The sequence below is a fragment of the Zoogloea sp. GW822-FHT05C07 genome (assembly GCF_058800215.1).
The window spans coordinates 5,149,334-5,167,388 of sequence record NZ_CM179510.1 but is presented as its reverse complement, the minus strand read 5'-3'; the positions used below and the strand labels follow the sequence as shown (position 1 = coordinate 5,167,388).

The window sequence follows — 18,055 nt, the reverse complement described above, 5'->3', positions numbered from 1 at the left end:
ATGGCGACGATAGACCTTGACGTGGTGGACTACGACCGGCTGGTGGCGGCCCTGTATGCGGCGGCGCTGGACAGCAAGCGCTGGGGGCCGGCGCTGCGCCAGTTCCAGCAGATTTTCGGGGCCAACTATGTGACGCTGATCCTGCGCATGCCGGAGTATTCCGACACGGGGCTGATGATCGCCGTCGGCGAGGCGGAGGGCGTGAACAGCGGGGAGCTGAGTTACATGGCCTACCCGTATGCGTCCACGCCCTTTGTGGACATGCCCGCCGACCGGGTGTTTACGGTGGACGACGTGATGCGCGAGCCGGAGTGGCGCGGAAGTGCCTACTACCGGGACTGGTGCATGAACCATGACGTGTTCCATGTGATGGGTGCCGACATCTCCACGCCGGACGCGGGGCGCCTGCGCTTCCGCATCACCCGGCCGGAGAGCGCGCCGCGTTTCTCGGCGGCAGAAAAGGCGCGTTGCGAGGCCTTGCTGCCGCATCTGCGCCAGGCGCTGCTGATCAACAACAAGCTCGGCCGCCGCGAGCACATCGGCGCGCTCTACGCGCGGGCCATGGGCCGGCTGGCGGTGGGCACGGTGGTGCTCGACGAGAGCGGCCAGATCATTGAGCAGAACCTGGCCGCCCGCGAGGTGCTGGCCCGCGCCGATGGCCTGAAGGTGGTGGGCAACCGCTTGGAGGCGTCCTACCCGAGCATCAACCGGGAGCTGCAGCAGCTGATCCGCAAGGTGCTCACCCACCGGGGCGCGGCCGGCGCGAGCCTTGCCGAGGCGATGTCGGTGTCGCGCCCGTCGGGCCAGCACAGCCTGGGGCTGGTGGTGGAGTCGGTGGTGTCGGCGGAGTGGGCCGAAGGGCGCGGCCAGCCGGCGGCGGTGGTGTACATCCGCGACGCGGCGGGCAAGTCGATGACCAGCGTCACCGCCGCCAAGCAGTTGTTCAACCTCACGCCGTCCGAAACCGCGCTGGCGATGGAGCTGGCCAATGGCTTATCGCTGGAAGAGGCGGCGGAGGCCCTCGACATCCGCCGCAACACGGCCCGCGCCCACCTGCGTTCGATCTTCTCCAAGACCGGGGTGCGCCGGCAGACGGAGCTGGTGCGCATCATGCTCAACAGCGTGGCGGCGCTGAGCGGGCGCTGACGTTTCTTTGCGTTGGGGATGGGATTGCGCGGCACCGGGAAGCCTTCCGGTGCCGCGTTGTCGTTTCAGGCGGCGCTGGCGGCGGGTTCCGCGCTGCGCCAGTCGGCCACGATGCTGTGTTCCAGTGCGAAGGGCTGGGCGTGGATGGTGCGTTTCTGGAAGCGCGGGGCCTCCGCTGCGGTGGCGAGCCACAGCATCACGGCGGCGGGCACCTCGGGCGGCGCGGCGCCGTTGCGCAGGGCCAGCACGCCCTTGTCGCCGATGGTGGCCTTGAGCGCCTCGGTGGTGACGACGCCCGGATTGACGGTGTAGGCCTGGATGCCCTCGTCACCCAGCTCGGTAGCGAGGATGCCGGACAGGCGCGACACGGCGGCCTTGCCGGCGCCGTAGGCATAGCCCCAACCGCCGCGGCCGGCGGCCACCGGCGGATCGCTCTCGCCGGCGCCGGAGGTGACGTTGATGACCACGCCGCCGCCCTGGGCCTGCATGCCGGCGACGATGGCGCGGGTGAGCAGGAAGGGGGCCATCACATAGCCCTGGAAGACGCGCTTGAGGGTGGCGGGCTCCAGCTCCATGAAGGGCAGGTTGAGGTCGCTGCCCTGGTAGATGGCGTTGTTCACCAGCACGTCTACCCGCCCGAAGGCGCGCAGCACCACGTCGGCGGCGGACAGCACCGAGGTGTCGTCGAGCAGGTCCATGCGCACTTCGCGCACCTGGCGGCCGAGGGCGCGGATCTCTGCGGCGACAGATTCGAGGCTGCCGGGCAGGGCACTGCCGTCCGGGCGGCGCAGCGCGTGAGCATGGGCTTCGCCTTCGCGCAGGGTGCGCGCGCTGATGGCCACGTCGTAGCCGGCGCGGGCGAAGGCGAGGGCCGTCTCGCGGCCGATGCCGCGGCTGGCACCGGTGATGAAAGCCACTTTGTTCATGGGGTTCTCCTGAATGGAATGGGCGCTGCCAGTCTAGGGAGGGGGCGCGGTGCGCCCATCGTCCGTACGGACGACGAGGGCCGCGCGGGCTCTCCCTAGACTGCGTTCCAAGATCAAACGCAGGAGAACGATGATGGCGGGTCCCGTAGCGCCGCAGGCGGCATTCGATTACCGGGGCAAGGTGGTGCTGGTGACCGGCGGCACCAAGGGCGTCGGCGCGGGCATTGCCCGCTCCTTCCTGGCGGCTGGCGCCCAGGTGGTGGTGTGCGGGCGCAACGCGCCGGAGAGCCTGCCCACGGTGGGCGACGCAGTGGCGGAGTTCATCCCGGCGGACGTGCGCGCGGCGGAATCCCTCGACGCGCTGTTCGCGGCGATCCGTGAGCGCCACGGCCGCCTCGACGTGCTCATCAACAATGCCGGCGGCGCGCCCTTCGCGCTGGCCGACAAGGCTTCGCCACGTTTCCACGAGGGAATCATCCGCCTCAACCTGATCGCGCCCCTCAACGTGGCCCAGCAGGCCAACGCCCTGATGCAGGACGGGGAGGGCGGCACCATCGTCTTCATCGGCAGCATCAGCGCGCTGCGTGCCTCGCCGGGTACGGCGGCCTACGGCGCGGCCAAGGCGGGCGTGCTGTCCCTGGCCAAGTCGCTGGCGGTGGAATGGGCGCCGAAGGTGCGGGTGGTGGCGATCAGCCCCGGCCTGGTGCACACCGAGCAGTCGCACCTGCACTACGGGGACGACGCCGGCATTGCCGCCGTGGCGGCGACGATTCCGGCCGGTCGCCTGGCCAGCCCGGAAGACATCGGTAACGCCTGCCTCTTCATCGCGTCGCCGCTGGCCAGCTACGCGGGCGGCAGCAACCTGCTGCTCGACGGCGGCGGCGAGCGGCCGGCCTTCCTCGCGGCGACGGCCGCCCATAACTGAATTCGCCGGATGTTGCGTCCTTCGCCCTCGGGCGCGGACGCGCCGGCACACCCTCAACACGAGCAGGAGACGAACTTGGCTGAACAGGAATGGATGTCCGAAGTGCGTGCCAAGGTGGGTCGCGAGTACGGTCGCGTCTACGCCTGGGACGAAGTCAATGCGCCGATGATCCGGCAATGGTGCGAGGTGATGGGGGTCGATAACCCCCTCTACACCGACCCGGCTTTCGCCGCGACCACGGAACACGGCGGCATCGTGGCGCCGCCGGCGATGCTGCAGGCCTGGTGCCTCGAAGGCCTGCACATGAACAACTACCCGCCGGGCTCCACCAGCGAGAACCCCTACGAGGTGCTCAAACTGATGGAGGCTCATGGCTATGGCTCGGTGGTGGCGGTCAATTCCGACCTGAGCTTCGAGCGCTACGTGAAGCCGGGCGAGCGCCTGTACTACACCACCCGCCTCGACGCGGTGGGCGAGGAGAAGACCACCGCGCTGGGCACCGGCTACTTCGTGACCCTGGTGATGAGCTTCTTCTCCGAGAAGCCGGCGGGCGACGAAAAGGTCGGCTCGCTGCTGTTCCGGGTCTTCAAGTTCCGGCCGGCCAACCCGGTCAAGCCGGCGAAGGAGGGCGACGCTGCGCCGGCCGTGCCGAAGTACAAGCGCGCCAAGCCCGGCATCAGCGACGACACCCGTTTCTTCTGGGACGGCTGCAAGGCCGGCAAGCTGCTGATCCAGCGCTGCACCGGCTGCGGCACCCTGCGCCATCCGCCGGGGCCGGTGTGCGTGAAGTGCCATTCCTTCGAGTGGAACAGCGTGGAGGCGGCCGGCACCGGCACGATCCATTCCTTCGTGGTGATGCACTACCCGGAGGTGCCGCCCTTCGACTACCCGAACCCCATCGGCCTCATCGACCTGGACGAGGGCGTGCGTCTGGTGGCCGGCCTGGTTGGCGTGAAGCGCGACGAGATCCGCATCGGCCAGCGGGTGAAGGTGGAGTTCAACAGCTTCGACGACGGGGAGCTGACGCTGCTCCAGTTCCGTCCCGTCGAGCCCTGAGGAGCCGCCATGGACTTTCAACTGAACGAGGACCAGCGCGCCATCGCCGATATGGCCGGCGGACTGTTCGCCGACTTCTGCACCGACGAGCGGATGCGCGCCTTCGACACTGCCGGCCAGCCTTTCATGGCCGACCTGTGGGGCCAGTGCGTGGAGACCGGCCTGCATGGGCTGGCGATTCCCGAAGAAGCCGGCGGACTTGGCCTCGGCATGACCGAGCTGATGCTGGTGCTGGAAGCCCAGGGCCGTGCGCTGGCGCCGGTGCCCCTGTGGCGCCACCAGCTGGCCGCGGCCACGCTGGCGCGCTTTGGCGGCGCGGCGGGTGTCGAAACGGCCCAGGCGGCGGCTTCCAATAGTCTGCTGATCACGCTGGCGCTGGACGGCTTGGCGCCGTCCCGCCCGGTGGGCTTGCGGCTGGCTCGCAGCGGTGACGGTTTCCGCCTCGACGGGGTGGCCAGCGCGGTGCCGCTGGGCGCCGAAGTCTGCCGTGCGCTGCTCTTGGCGCAGGGCGAGGCGGGCGTGTGCCTGGTGAGCGTGGATCTGCGCGCATCGGCCGGCATCGACAAGGTTTTGGGCGTGTTCACCCACGGCGAGCCGGTGGCCGATCTGCGCTTCGACGGCTTTGAAGTCGGGACCGACGCGGTGTTGCCGCCGGCTGCGCTGGCCTGGCTGGAGCCGCGTGCCATCGCCGCGCTGGCGGCGCTGCAGCTGGGCGTCAGCGCCGAGCAGGTGCACCGCACGGTGGGTTACGTGAGCGAGCGGCGCCAGTTCGACCGGGCCATCGGCAGTTTCCAGGCGGTGCAGATGAGCCTTGCCGATGCGCACATCGCCATCGAGGCGCTGCGTTCGGCCCTGTGGCAGCTCGTCTATCGCCTCGACGCTGGCTTGCCGACAGCGCCGGAAGCCCTGGCCACGCGCTACCTCGCCTGCGAGACCGGCCATTCGGTCGGCCACAAGGCGCAGCACGTGCATGGGGGCATCGGCGTCGACCTGACCTACCCGATCCACCGCTACCTGTACTGGAGCCGCGCGCTGGGCCTGGCCCTCGGCGGCCCGGCCGCGACCCTCGAACGCCTTGGCGACTGGCTCGCCGACAACGACACGCTGGGATGGAAATATGACCTCGAAGAAAACCCGACGCTTTGACGAAGTGCGCCCCGGCGAAAGCCTGCCGGACCTGGCGATCCCGATCACCGTGGCGCTGGTGGCCTCCGGCGCCATCGCGACCCGCGACTACTTTCCCGGCCACCACGACCTGCAGGCCGCCCGCGAGCTGGGCTCGCCGCACATCTTCATGAACATCCTGACCACCAGCGGCCTCGCGCAGCGCTATGTGGAAGCGTGGGCCGGCCCGCTGGCCTGCTTCAAGGACCTGAAGATCAAGCTCGGCGCGCCCAACTATCCGGGCGACACGATGACCTTCAGTGGCGAGGTGCTGGCCACCGATCCGGCGCGCCGCACGGTGGACGTGGCGCTGAAGGGCAAGAACTCCATGGGCAACCACGTGACCGGCACGGCCACGCTGGTGCTGCCCTGATCCGCGGGAGCACAGCAGATGAACGATATGTCGATTTCCGGCCGCGCCGCCATCGTTGGCCTGGGCGCCACCGAATTCTCCAAGAACTCCGGCCGCACCGAGCTGCGCCTGGCCATGGAGGCCACGCTGGCGGCCCTCGCCGACGCGGGCATCGAGCCCTCGGAGGTGGATGGCTTCAGCTCCTACACCATGGACAAGGTGCCCGATTACGAGATCGCGCGCCTCCTGGGCAGCAAGAATGTGCGCTTCTTCTCGCAGATTCCCCATGGCGGCGGCGCGGCCTGCGCGCCGGTGGTGCATGCGGCGATGGCGGTGGCCACCGGCCTCGCCAAGACGGTGGTGGTGTGGCGCGCGATGAACGAGCGCTCCTGGTACCGCTTTGGCGCGCCCCATGACTTCGGCGGGGCGCCGGTGTTCGATGCGGTGAACTATGGCTGGTACATGCCCCACGGCTTCCACACGCCGGCGGCGTGGGTGGGCATGTTTGCGCAGCGTTACATGCACACCTACGGCGCCACGTCGGAGGACTTCGGCCGGGTGGCGGTGGCGGTGCGGGACTTCGCGGCGACGAACCCGGCTGCCTTCTTCTACGGCAAGCCGATCACGCTGGAAGAGCACCAGGCCTCGCGCTGGATTGCCGAGCCGCTGCACCTGCTGGACTGCTGCCAGGAATCCGACGGCGCGGTGGCGATGGTGATCACCTCCGCCGAGCGCGCGAAGGATCTGCGCCAGAAGCCGGTGATCGTGAAAGCCGGCTCCCAGGGCATCACCGAGGGCCAGCAGAGCATGACCTCCTTTTACCGCGACGACATCACCGGCCTGCCGGAGATGGGCGTGGTGGCGAAGGAGCTGTACGCCCAGTCCGGCCTCGGCCCGGATGCCTTCCAGACGGCGGTGATCTACGACCACTTCACGCCCTTCGTGCTGCCGCAGCTGGAGGAGTTCGGCTTCTGCAAGCGCGGCGAGGCGAAGGAGTTCATCCGCGCCGGCCAGCACGCCCGCGGCGGCAGGCTGCCGATCAACACCCACGGCGGCCAGCTCGGCGAGGCCTACATCCACGGCATGAACGGCGTGGCGGAGGCCGTACGCCAGGTGCGCGGCACCGCGGTGAACCAGGTGGCGGACGTGGACAACGTGCTGGTGACTGCCGGCACCGGCGTGCCGACCAGCGGCCTGATTCTCGGCACGGCCTGAGGAGGAAGCACGATGTTCGTCGATCTGACCCCCGAACAGCAGGCCCTGCGCCTCAAGGTGCGGGACTATTTCCAGAACCTCATGACGCCGGAACTGCGCGCCAGCCTGCGCGGCAAGGAAGGCGGCGACGAGTACCGCGCCACCATCCGCCGGATGGGGCGTGATGGCTGGCTGGCGGTGGGCTGGCCCAAGGCCCACGGCGGCCAGGGCTATGCGGCCACCGAGCAGCTGATCTTCTTCGAGGAAGCCAACATCGCCGGGGCGCCGCTGCCCTTCGTGACGATCAGCACTGTCGGCCCGGCGTTGATGGAATACGGCACCGAGTTGCAGAAGGCCAAGTTTCTGCCGGGCATCGCCGCCGGCGAGATCATCTTCGCGATCGGTTACTCCGAGCCGGGCGCCGGCAGCGACCTGGCGGCGCTCAAGACGACCGCACGGCCCGAGGGCGATCACTTCGTGGTGAACGGCAACAAGCTGTGGACCTCCGGCGCCGAGGCGGCGGACTTCATCTGGCTGGCCGCCCGTACCGATGCGGACTTGCCGCGCCACAAGGGCGTGTCGATCCTGATCCTCGACACCACGCTGCCGGGCTTCTCCCATACGGTGATTCCGACCTGCAGCAATCCCACCGCCGCCACCTATTACGATAACGTGCGCGTGCCGGCCGACATGCTGGTGGGCGAGCTGAACGGCGGCTGGAAGCTGATCACCGCCCAGCTCAACCACGAGCGCCTGGGCCTGGGTTCATGGTCCGACAAGGTGGCCGGGCTGTTCCGCCGGGTGTACCTGTGGGCGCGCAGCCAGGATGAGGCGGGCGCCCGCGCGGCGGACAAGCCCTGGGTGCGCAGCCTGCTCGCCGAGTGCTACGCACGCCTGGAGGCGATGCGCCTGATCAACTTCCGCATCGCGGCGGACCTGGAGCGCGGCCAGATGGACGTGGCGCTGGCGTCCACGACCAAGGTCTATGGCTCGGAGTCGTCCATCGAGATCCTGCGCAAGCTGTCGGAAGTGGTCGGCAACAGCGGCCTGGTGCGTGCGGGTTCGGCCGCCGCGGCGCTGCTCGGCGAGCTGGAATATGAACTGCGTGCATCGGTGACGCTGACCTTCGGCGGCGGCACCAATGAGATCCAGCGCGGGCTGATTGCCCAGTTCGGTCTCGGCATGCCCCGCGCCCTGTGATGGCGCGGCGGATGAGAGGAGAGAGCGATGAGTGAGATGGACGCGTTCCGCACGGAAACCCGCGCCTGGCTGGATGCCAACTGCCCGCCGTCCATGCGCACCCCGACGCCGGACGGCGGGCTGGTGTGGGGTGGCCGTCAGGTGGATTTCCAGTCGGAAGAGCAGCGCCTGTGGTTCGAGCGCATGCGCGACAAGGGCTGGTTCTGCCCGGACTGGCCGGAAGCCTACGGCGGCGGGGGCCTGAGCCCGGAGCAAAACGCCATTCTGGAGGCCGAGATGCGGCGCATGCGTTGCCGGCCGCCGCAGATCAACCTGGGCATCTGGATGCTCGGGCCGGTGCTGCTGGAGTACGGCAGCGAGGAACAGAAGCAGCGCTTCCTGACGCCGATGGCGCGCGGCGAGATCCGCTGGTGCCAGGGCTTCTCGGAGCCCAACGCCGGCTCGGACCTGGCCAGCCTGAAGACCACCGCCCGCGACGCCGGCGACCATTACGTGATCGACGGCAGCAAGATCTGGACGTCTTACGGCGACAAGTCGGACTGGATGTACGCGCTGGTGCGCACCGATCCGAACGCGCCGAAGCACCTGGGCATCAGCCTGATCGTGCTCGACATGCGTTCGCCGGGCGTCAGCGTGGCGCCGATCGACCTGATCAGCGGCAAGTCGGCCTTCTGCCAGGTGTTCTTCGACGGCGTGAAGGTGCCCAAGGACCAGCTGATCGGCCCCCTCAACGGCGGCTGGACGCTGGCCAAGCGGCTGCTGCAGCACGAGCGCAAGGCGATGTCCAAGTTCGGCGAGATCAGCCTTCCGACGCATTTCCACCTGCTGCCGTTGATCGAGCGCTATGTGCCGGCGTCCACGCGCCCGGCCGACGTGGCCCTGCGCGCCCGCGCCAGCGCGGTGGCGATGGACGAGCACGCCTACACGCTCACCGTGCAGCGCATGGGCGAGGAGGCCCGCGCTGGCCGCGACGTGTCGGGCCTGATGGCGATCATGAAGCTGGTGCACACCGAGCAGGAGCGCGACAAGTTCGAGGTGCTGCTCGATGCCCTCGGCCACCGCGCGCTGGGCTGGGAGGGTGACAAGTCCAGCGATGAGTTCACTGAACAGGAAAAGGCCATCACCAAGGGCTGGCTGGGCAGCTTCGCGCTGACGATTTCCGGCGGCGCCTCCGAAATCCAGCTCAACGTCATCGCCAAGCGGGTGCTCGGATTGCCCGATGGCAAACAGGGAGACAAGCAGTCATGAGTCTGATCCTCAACGAAGAGCAGCGCCTGCTCGCCGACACCGCGCGGGAGTTCCTCTCCGCGCGCAGCCCGGTGACGGCCCAACGCCGCCTGCGCGACGAGCGCGTGGCGGAGGGCTTTGACGCCAAGCTGTGGCAGGACATCGCCGGCCTCGGGTGGACCGGCATTCCGTTTGGCGAGGAGTCCGGCGGCCTGGCTTTCGGCTACCAGGGCCTCGGCCCGGTGTTCGAAGAGATCGGCCGCAACCTGAGCGCGACGCCGCTGCTGTCGTCGGTGGTGCTGGCCGGCTCGGTGCTGGAACAGGCGGGATCGAAGGCCCAGCGCGACGCCTGGTTGCCGGCGCTCATCGCCGGTGACAAGCGCCTGGCGCTGGCGGTGGACGAGCAGGTTCGCCACGACCCGTCGGCCATCGCCTTGACGGCCGTGGCCGACGGCGATGGCCTGCGGCTGGACGGCGAGAAGGTCTTCGTGGTCGATGGCGTGGGTGCGGATGGCTGGCTGGTGGTGGCTCGCGAAGCTGCGGATCTCGGTCTGTTCCTGGTGGAAGCCGGTACGCCGGGTGTCACCGTGATGCCGACGGGCCTGGTGGACTCGCGCAACCATGCGCGCCTGCGTCTGGACAGCGTGCGCCTGCCGGCGTCGGCGCGGATCGGCACGGCGGGCGAAGCGGCGGCGGTGCTCGACGCAGCCCTCGACCGTGGCCGCTTGTGCCTCGCGGCGGAGCTGCTCGGTGCGTCGACAAAGCTGTTCGAGTTGACGGTGGAGTACCTGAAGACCCGCGTGCAGTTCGACGCGCCCATCGGCTCCTTCCAGGCCCTGCAGCATCGGGCGGCCTGGTGCCATGTGCACCTGGAACTGGCGCGCAGCACGGTGATGGCCGGCTTCGCGGCCCTCGACGACGCCAAATGCGGTGCGGAGGAGCGGGCGCGGCTGGCCAGCCTGGCCAAGTGGAAGGCCGGCGAGACGGCGCATCGGGTCAGCAACGAGGCGGTGCAGATGCACGGCGGCATCGGCGTCACCGACGAGCTGGATGTGGGCCTGTACTTGAAGCGCATCCGCGTCGCCCAGGCCTGCCTGGGGGATGGGGACTTCCACAGCCAGCGCTACGCGGCGCTCACCGGCGAGGGCTGAGATGAACGGGCGCGGCGCAGCAGTGACAGCGACAAGGAGCAGACCATGAGCCGGTTCGCAGCCGCGCTGCTGCCGCCCGCGCCGAGCCGGGATGCGCTGCTGGAGCGCCACGGCGAGCGCTACAAGTGGTGGGCGCTGGCGGTGGTGGCTTGCGGCATCGTCGCGGCGGTGTTCTCCACCACCAGCTTCAGCGTGGCGGTGCCGGCGATGGGGGCCTACTTCGGCATGGGCCAGGACCGGGTCCAGTGGGTCATCACCGGCTACATGGCGGCGATGACCGTCGCCATGCTGCCGACGCCGTGGCTGCTCGACCGCTACGGCTTCCGGCAGGTCTTTCTGGGCACGGTGCTGTTCCTGGCGGTGAGCAGCGTGGCGGGCTTTCTGGCCACGGACTTCGCGACGACGGTGACGATCCGCATCGTGCAGGGCGCGGCGGCGGGCATTCAGCAGCCGCTGGCGATGATCGTGGTGATGCGCCTGTTTCCGCCCGGCAGCCAGGGGCGCGCGTCGGGGCTGCTGAGCTTCGGCATCGTGCTGGCGCCGGCGGTGGCGCCGACCCTGGCCGGCATGCTGCTGGACCGCTACGGCTGGCAGGCGATCTTCCTGCTCAACGTGCCGTTCTGCCTGATCGCCGGTGTGCTGGCCCTGCACCTGCTGGCCCGTGCCGACGAAACCCTGCGGCGGCCGTTCGACTGGTACGGGGTGGTGCTGCTGTGCGTGCTGACGCTGGTGCTGATCGAATGGGTGGCCGGGTTGCGCGAGGCGGGCCCGCTGGCTGCCTCGAGTCTTGTCGAAGCCGCCGTGGTAGCCCTGAGCGGCACGCTGTTCGTGCGCCACGCGGCGCGGGCCAGGGCGCCAATCTTCGCGCTGAGCCTGTTCCATGAGCGCTCGTTTGCGATGGGCATCGTGGTGTCCTTCGCCTATGGCGTCGGCGTGTATGCGTCCACCTACCTGATCCCGGTGTTCCTGCAGAACGCGCTGGGCTACCAGGCGACGCCGGCGGGTCTGGCGCTGATGCCGTCCGGCTTTGCGCTGGCGGTGACGATCCCGCTGGCCGGCATCCTCGCCGACCGCCATTCGCCGCGCTGGATCACCGTCGGCGGCCTGCTGCTGTTCGGCCTGTCCTTCCTGTTCTTCGCGATGCGCGGCAAGGCCATCAGCTACGGCGAGCTGCTTTGGGTGACGGTGGCCGGGCGTATCGGCCTGGGGCTGATCATCCCGGCGCTGACGCTGGCCACGCTGCGCCACCTGCAGCCGCGCCAGCTCGGCGAGGCGTCGATGGTCAACAACTACATCCGCCAGCTCGGCGGCGTGCTGGGTATCGCCATCGTCGCCGTGTTCGTCGAATGGCGGCTGGCCGTGCATGGACGCAGCCCGGCGGGCGTGGATGCGGCGTATTCGGAGGCCTTCCTGTTCCTCACCGTGACTTTCCTGGTGGCGACGGTGGCCGCCTTGCGCATGAAGCCGCGCGAGACCTGAGGCTTGCGTCGATAGCCAGCCGGATGGACGGCGGGGCCTTGGCGGGAGATGGAATTCCCGGCAAGGCCCCGCTGGTCGTTTACGCGGTGAGCGTTTATGCGGTGATTCGTCCGCGTGGCGGACAGTCCTTAGAGAGATGTCGTTGAAACGCCAATGGGGCGTGGACGCGCGTCCACGCCCCATTGAATGGCTCAGACCGCGTTGCCGGCCTGGAAGCCCGAGGTGAGGGCGCCTTCGATGTAGCCGATGGCGGCACCGTCGCCGATGGCGGTGACCGGGATGCCGGTCTCTTCCAGCGCGCGGGCCAGCCGGTCGTCCGGGCGGGCGCCAACGGCGAGCACCACCGATTCGGCGGCCAGGCTGTGCTCGGCGCCGTCCGCGTCGGTGTAGCGCAGGGCCTTGCGGTCGATGGTATTCACCTTGGCGTTGGTGAGCAGCTCGGCGCCGTGCTGGCGCAGGCCGTCGAGCACGCGCCAGCGGCGCACGATGGACAGCTCGCGGCCCAGGTTCGGGCCTTCTTCCAGCACCGTCACGCGGCGGCCCCGATCCACCAGGAACTCGGCGAGCTCCAGCCCGACCAGCCCGCCGCCGATGATGGCCACGTTCTTGCCGAGGGGCATCCACAGCCGCGACAGGTTCTGGATGGCGTCGCTGCTGTCGGTGACGCCGGCCAGGCTGCCGGCCTTCATCAGCGCGCGTTGGGCGAAGGACAGCTTGCGCTTGGCGATCTCGTCGGCGCGGTCGTTGGTCATCAGGCGGCGCAGCTCGTCGCCGGACCACACGTGGTCCTGCGCGGCGCCGGGGATATCCGGCGCGTTGCGCTCGGCGCCGGCGGCGACGATCACCGCGTCAGCCTTCAGACTGCGCAGCAGATCAGGCGTAGCAGCGGTGCTGAGGCGGACCTCGATGGGCAGCCGGCGCACCTGTTCGACCAGGTAGTCGAGCAGCACGCCGTTTTCGGCGTAGGCCAGGCCGGCGAAGAACAGCGTGCCGCCGAGGCGTGCGCTGCGTTCGACGAGGGTGACCCGGTGCCCGCGCAGCGCGGCGACGCGTGCGGCCTCCATGCCGGCCGGGCCGCCGCCCACTACCACCACATGGCGGGCTGTGGCAGCGGGTTCGATACGGGTCTCGAACTCATGGCCGGTGAGGGGATTGACCGCGCATTTGACGCGCTGGTTGATGAAGATCTGGCTGACGCAGGCGTAGCAGTAGATGCACGGGCGGATGTCTTGCGGCCGGCCGGCGACCAGCTTGTTGGGCAGCTCGGGGTCGGCCAGCAGCTTGCGCGCCATGGCGACGAAGTCGCACTGGCCGGCGCCGATGGCGGTGTCGGCCACCTCTGGCTCCAGGCGCCCGACGGCGATCACCGGGATGCGCAGTTCGGCCTTGATCTCGGCGGTCCAGTGCAGGAAGCCGGCTTTCTGCTGGACCAGCGGTGCCTCGGTGAAGGCCACGCCGGTGCTGGTGTGGGCGTAGGCCGACACGCTGACCGCGTCCACGCCGACGGCCTCGGCGAGGCGGGCTACGGCCTTGGCGTCTTCCAGCGTGATGCCGCCCGGCGTGCGCATCTCCTCGGCGTCGAGGCGTAGCCACACCGGGAAGTCGGCGCCGACGCGGGCGCGCACTGCGGCGATCACCTCCAGCAGCAGGCGCGCGCGGTTTTCCAGCGGGCCACCGTAGTCGTCATCGCGGCGGTTGTAATAGGGCGACAGGAAGCCGGCGAGGATGTAGCCGTGGCCCGCGTGGAGTTCGACGCCGTCCATGCCGGCGCGCTTGGCCCGTTCGGCGGCGGCAGCGAACCATTCCACCATCTGGGCGATGTCGGCGCGGTCCATCACGCGGATCTTCACGCCGCCGGATTCGCGGCTCTTGCTGGAGCTGATGAAGGCGCCGAGCTCCTCGCGGGTGAGGGCGTTCATCATGTCGGTCTTGAAGGCCGGCGGGATGGACGGCACCCACAGTTCGCGCCCTTCGGCCATGTCGCGCACCGAGGTCTTGCCGGCGTGCTGCAGCTGCATGGCGATCTTGGCGCCGTGGCGGTGCGCCCGCTCGGCGAGGGCGGCCAGGCCGGGAATGAACTTGTCGTCGGAGACGCCGACCTGGAAGGGCTCGGCGGTGCCGGCCGGGTAGGCGATGGCGCAGACGCCCATGATCAGCAGGCCGGCGCCGCCGGCGGCGCGGGCTTCGTAGTAGGCCTGGATGCGCTCGCCGCAGAAGCCGCCGGGCTCGGCGAAGTTGGAGCCCATCGGCGCCATCACGATGCGGTTGCGCAGCGTCAGCCCGCCGATGCGGCCGGGTTGCAGCAGGTTGTCGAAATCAGCCATGGCGGATCAGCCCTTGTTCAGGAAGTCGAGGCAGCTGCGGTTGAACAGCCCGGTGTGCTCCACCTGCACCCAGTGGCCGCAGCGGTTCAGCATGATGATGCGGGCGTTCGGCGCGTGGGCGAGGATCTTCAGCGCGCCGGAGGCCGGGTTGAAGTTGTCGTCGGTGCCCCAGAAGCCGAACACCGAGCAGCGCAATTCGTGCAGGCGCTCGGTCATGTTGGGCACCATCATCGTCGAGAACAGATTAGCTGGCTGGGTCACCGCCACGGCGGCCCGTTCGGCGAGCATGGCTTCGTCCAGCTGGCTGACGTCGTAGAGCTGCAGGCTCATCACATGGCGCATCTCCTCGACGCCCATCGGGCCCGCATTGTAGGTCTCCACCATGCGCAGGATGCCGGGCATGCGGAAATAGGTCTCACGTTCCTCGACGCCACCGGGGGCCATCAGGATCAGCTTTTCCACGCGCTCGGGGTGGGCCAGCGCCGCGCCGAGGGCGATGGCGCCGCCGAGGGAGTTGCCGAGCAACGTGCAGCGGTCGATGCCGAGGGCGTCGAGGAAGCCGCGCAGGCAGGACACGAAGAAGTCCAGGTCGTAGCGGACGTCCGACGGCTTGTCGGAGCGGCCGAAGCCCGGCAGGTCCAGCACCAGGTTGCGGAATCCCGCTTCCGCGAAGGCCGGGTAGTTCCCCTTGAAGTTGCTGTAGCCGCTGGCGCCGGGGCCGCTGCCGTGCAGCCATACGACGACCGGGCCGTGGCCGATGTCCAGGTAGTGCAGGCGCAGGCCGCCGGGGAGCTCGGCGAAGCGGTCGAGGGGAAGCGGAAGGTCTTGGGATGTCATCGGTGTGGGTCTCCTGTGGGCGCCGCCGATGGGCCGGACTGCGGCCCTGGGCGGAGATCTGCGCGGATGCTGCGCCCGCCGCGCGGGGCGGGCATCGTCCGTTCAGACCAGCCGCAGCGACGGGGCCGGACAGGGGGGTGATTAGTCTTTCCGGACGATGTTCGCGGCATGGGGCGCGGGAATGATGGGCACCGATGGAGCGGGCCAAGATACCGCTCCCGCATCAAGACCAACCACACCAAGCTCGACTTGACCGGGGAGACCGTGCATGAACGCTTCCGATGCACACCACAACAGCGCTGACCCGCGGGGAACCCTCGTTTCCCGGGATGTCACGCAGGCCAAGCTCGATCGTCGCGCCGCCGCCGGCGCCCTGATCAAGCCCCGCGACCTGTACACCATCGCCGACCGCCTGGAGGAACAGGCAGACCGCCACGGCGAGCGGCCCTTCATCATCTACGGCGGCCAGCGCTTCAGCTACGCGGAGGTGGACGCCCGCAGCAACCAGGTGGCCCATGCGGCGTACGCCCATGGCCTGCGTGCCGGCGACGTGTGTGCGCTGGCACTGGAGAACCGGCCTGAGTTCTTCTTCAACTGGTTCGGCCTGGTCAAGCTCGGCGTGGTCGTGGCCTTCATCAACACCCAGGTGAGCGGACGGCCGCTGGTGCATGCGCTGGAAAGCACCGGCGCCAGGGCGGCGCTGGTCGGCGACGAGTGCCTGGCCAATTTCGTCGCCACCGAGGGGCTGCCGGACCTGCTGTTGTGGCGCGTGCCGGATGCCGAGAAGCCGTTTGTGGGCGAGGGCGGCGGGATCGCCGACGCGGGCTTTGCGGAATCCGTGGCGGCTGCGCCCCGCGCGCGCTTCGAGCGCAGCCAGCGGGCGGCGACCACGGCCGAGACGCCGACGCTGCTGATCTTCACGTCCGGCACCACCGGCCTGCCGAAGGCGGCGCGCTACAGCCACATGCGCTGGATGTCCTCCGGTGATGTGATGGTGGTGACCATCGAGGCGACGCCTGACGACGTCTTCTACTGCTGCCTGCCGCTCTACCACGGGGCGGCGGCCACTTCGGTGACGTCCACGGCGCTGAAGGCCGGCGCGGCTATCGTGGTGCGCCGCAAGTTCAGTGTGCGGGAGTTCTGGCTCGATGTGCAGCGCAACGGGATCACCGTCTGCCAGTACATCGGAGAGATCTGCCGTTACCTCATCAACCAGCCGCCCAGCGCCGCCGAGCGCGACAACAGCGTGCGCTGCATGATGGGTGCCGGGCTGACGCCGGAGATCTGGCAGCGCTGGGTGGAGCGTTTCGGCCCCGTGCACATCTTCGAGGGCTGGGGCTCCACCGAGGCCAACACCGCGCTGATCAATCTGGACGACCGTCTGGGTTCCTGCGGCCGCGTGCCCTACTGGGAGAAGACCAATTTCCGGCTGGTGCGCTACGACGTGGAGCGCGACGCCCACCCCCGCGACGACCGGGGTTTCTACATGCTGTGCCAACCGGGCGAGGTGGGCGAGGGCATCGGCTTCATCGTGGATCACCCGGACATCGGTGGCGGGCGCTTCGAGGGCTATACGGCCCCGGAGGCCACCGAGAAGAAGATCCTCCGCGACGTGTTCACCAAGGGCGATGCCTACTGGAGTTCCGGCGACCTGCTGCGCTACGACGAGGATGGCTATTTCTACTTCGTGGACCGCATCGGCGACACCTTCCGCTGGAAGAGCGAGAACGTGTCCACCCAGGAGGTGGCCGACGCGCTGTCCGACTATCCCGGCGCGGAGCTGATCAACATCTACGGCGTGCAGGTGCCCGAGCATGAAGGACGGGCCGGGATGGCGGCGATCCTGATGCAGGACGGCCAGGCCTTCGATGCGGACGCCTTCTACGCGCTGACCGAAGAGCGCCTGCCGCGCTACGCCGCGCCGCAGTTCGTGCGCGTGGCGCAGACCGCCGACCTGACCGCGTCCTTCAAGCTGCGCAAGGTGGACCTGCAGCGCCAGGGCTACGACCCGACCGCCTTCGACGATCCGCTCTACGTGCGCGACGAAGGCCAGCGCACCTATCGACCCTATTCGCCCGAAGCCCTGGCGAGCGCCGGCTTTCCTCCCTTCCGCTGATCGGCTTTCGGCGGTGCTCTTCGGAACGCCTCTCCTGGGGGCGTTCCGTTTTTTCATTTAGTCCGTTTGGACGATGTGAGCGCTGAAAGCCTGGCGCAAGGTGTATTCCATCGAGCCCGGAGGAGACCAGCCGGCGAGTGACGCACAGGGATGCGTTGCCGTGACGACTGTCCGGTTCGAACAGGCAGTTCCACATCAGGACAAGCCCTTCGCGGGCTGGAGGAGAAGACTATGATCACCAAACTCTGCGTGTTGAGCCTGATCTGCGGCGCCCTGGGCGCACTCGGCAGCGTGTTCGGCGACCGCGGCAGCGTCGGCGAGGCGCAGGCCGACGCGTGCCCCGGCCCGTCGGGCAATTGCCCGCAGCAGATCGCCATGGCCGGCATGTCGGCCGGCCAGTTCTTTGCGATGCTGGCGCACCGCTGAGGCTGTCGCATCGTCCGGGGCTGCAGGCGGCCCCGGGGCAGGGGACTACTTTTCCGCCTTGCCGTGCATGACCATGATGGTCTGCTGCATCAGCGCACAGAGGGTTTCCTTGCCGTCCTTCACGGCAAAGACTTCGGCCTTGGTGACGATCAGCGTCCTGCCGGGCCGGACGACCTGGCCTCGGGCAACCAGCTTCTCGCCATCCGCCGGTGCGAGCAGGTTCATTTTGTACTCGACCGTCAGCACCGAGGCGCTGGGCGGCACCATGCTCATCGCCGCGTAGCCGGCGGCGGAGTCGGCGATCATGCCGACCACGCCGCCGTGCACGAAGCCGTGCTGCTGCTCGATGCCGCTCCAGTGCGGCACGTGGATCTCCGTCAGGCCATGTTCGACGACGGGCAGGCTCGCTTTCACCAGATGCATGGCGTTCTGCTTGTCGAAGCTGGCGCGCACGCGTTCGGCGAAGTGCGGGTCGGAAATAGGGGGCATTGGCTGTCTCCAGTGATTGTCGGGCTGTGGCGATCCGGTTTTT

At 69.0% G+C, this 18,055-nt stretch carries 16 protein-coding genes; 12 read left to right on the top strand and 4 right to left on the bottom strand.

Annotated features, from left to right (window positions below):
* On the top strand, positions 1–1,146 hold the full coding sequence (locus tag AC3QL2_RS23725; RefSeq protein WP_493235760.1) for a helix-turn-helix transcriptional regulator: 1,146 nt from the start codon (positions 1–3) through the stop codon (positions 1,144–1,146).
* Between the two features lie 65 nt (positions 1,147–1,211).
* Here the strand turns inward: AC3QL2_RS23725 and AC3QL2_RS23720 are convergent, their stop codons facing one another.
* Positions 1,212–2,072, bottom strand: coding sequence for an SDR family NAD(P)-dependent oxidoreductase (locus tag AC3QL2_RS23720; RefSeq protein WP_493235759.1), 861 nt, complete (start codon positions 2,070–2,072; stop codon positions 1,212–1,214).
* A 133-nt stretch (positions 2,073–2,205) separates the two neighbouring features.
* Here AC3QL2_RS23720 and AC3QL2_RS23715 point away from each other — a divergent pair, with 133 nt between their 5' ends.
* The 9 genes from AC3QL2_RS23715 (at position 2,206) to AC3QL2_RS23675 (ending at position 11,820) form a co-directional block, all read left to right on the top strand.
* A complete protein-coding gene (locus AC3QL2_RS23715; protein WP_493235758.1) occupies positions 2,206–2,997 on the top strand; it encodes an SDR family oxidoreductase in 792 nt (263 codons plus the stop codon).
* A gap of 75 nt (positions 2,998–3,072) precedes the next feature.
* Positions 3,073–4,053, top strand: a complete 981-nt coding sequence (locus AC3QL2_RS23710; protein ID WP_493235757.1) for a bifunctional MaoC family dehydratase N-terminal/OB-fold nucleic acid binding domain-containing protein — start codon at positions 3,073–3,075, stop codon at positions 4,051–4,053.
* 9 nt (positions 4,054–4,062) lie between these two features.
* Positions 4,063–5,199, top strand: coding sequence for an acyl-CoA dehydrogenase family protein (locus AC3QL2_RS23705; protein WP_493235756.1), 1,137 nt, complete (start codon positions 4,063–4,065; stop codon positions 5,197–5,199).
* Positions 5,171–5,590 (top strand): MaoC family dehydratase, encoded by a 420-nt coding sequence (locus AC3QL2_RS23700; protein ID WP_374482456.1) that lies wholly within the window; start codon positions 5,171–5,173, stop codon positions 5,588–5,590. Before AC3QL2_RS23705 ends, AC3QL2_RS23700 begins: the two co-directional genes overlap by 29 nt.
* Before the next feature lie 18 nt (positions 5,591–5,608).
* Entirely contained in the window at positions 5,609–6,784 is a 1,176-nt protein-coding gene (locus AC3QL2_RS23695) for a lipid-transfer protein (protein ID WP_493235755.1), read from the top strand.
* Positions 6,785–6,796: 12 nt separating this feature from the next.
* Entirely contained in the window at positions 6,797–7,963 is a 1,167-nt protein-coding gene (locus AC3QL2_RS23690; protein WP_493235753.1) for an acyl-CoA dehydrogenase family protein, read from the top strand.
* 27 nt (positions 7,964–7,990) lie between these two features.
* Positions 7,991–9,211: an acyl-CoA dehydrogenase family protein gene (locus tag AC3QL2_RS23685; protein ID WP_493235751.1), complete on the top strand. Its 1,221-nt coding sequence runs from the start codon at positions 7,991–7,993 to the stop codon at positions 9,209–9,211.
* A complete protein-coding gene (locus AC3QL2_RS23680) occupies positions 9,208–10,341 on the top strand; it encodes an acyl-CoA dehydrogenase family protein (protein ID WP_493235749.1) in 1,134 nt (377 codons plus the stop codon). Before AC3QL2_RS23685 ends, AC3QL2_RS23680 begins: the two co-directional genes overlap by 4 nt.
* 45 nt (positions 10,342–10,386) lie before the next feature.
* Entirely contained in the window at positions 10,387–11,820 is a 1,434-nt protein-coding gene (locus tag AC3QL2_RS23675) for a DHA2 family efflux MFS transporter permease subunit (RefSeq protein WP_493235747.1), read from the top strand.
* A gap of 191 nt (positions 11,821–12,011) precedes the next feature.
* Here the strand turns inward: AC3QL2_RS23675 and AC3QL2_RS23670 are convergent, their stop codons facing one another.
* Together AC3QL2_RS23670 and AC3QL2_RS23665 are read right to left on the bottom strand one after the other, a co-directional pair.
* Positions 12,012–14,144 (bottom strand): oxidoreductase, encoded by a 2,133-nt coding sequence (locus AC3QL2_RS23670; RefSeq protein WP_493235745.1) that lies wholly within the window; start codon positions 14,142–14,144, stop codon positions 12,012–12,014.
* A 6-nt stretch (positions 14,145–14,150) separates the two neighbouring features.
* Entirely contained in the window at positions 14,151–14,981 is an 831-nt protein-coding gene (locus tag AC3QL2_RS23665) for an alpha/beta fold hydrolase (RefSeq protein WP_493235743.1), read from the bottom strand.
* A 268-nt stretch (positions 14,982–15,249) separates the two neighbouring features.
* Between AC3QL2_RS23665 and AC3QL2_RS23660 the strand changes: the two genes are divergently transcribed.
* A complete protein-coding gene (locus tag AC3QL2_RS23660) occupies positions 15,250–17,097 on the top strand; it encodes a long-chain-acyl-CoA synthetase (protein ID WP_493235742.1) in 1,848 nt (615 codons plus the stop codon).
* A gap of 231 nt (positions 17,098–17,328) precedes the next feature.
* The gene (locus tag AC3QL2_RS23655) at positions 17,329–17,523 is read left to right on the top strand and encodes a hypothetical protein (RefSeq protein WP_493235741.1); all 195 of its coding nucleotides are present in this window, start codon (positions 17,329–17,331) and stop codon (positions 17,521–17,523) included.
* Positions 17,524–17,568: 45 nt separating this feature from the next.
* Here AC3QL2_RS23655 and AC3QL2_RS23650 read toward each other — a convergent pair whose 3' ends face one another.
* The gene (locus tag AC3QL2_RS23650) at positions 17,569–18,012 is read right to left on the bottom strand and encodes a PaaI family thioesterase (RefSeq protein ID WP_493235740.1); all 444 of its coding nucleotides are present in this window, start codon (positions 18,010–18,012) and stop codon (positions 17,569–17,571) included.
* Positions 18,013–18,055: the final 43 nt, after the last annotated feature.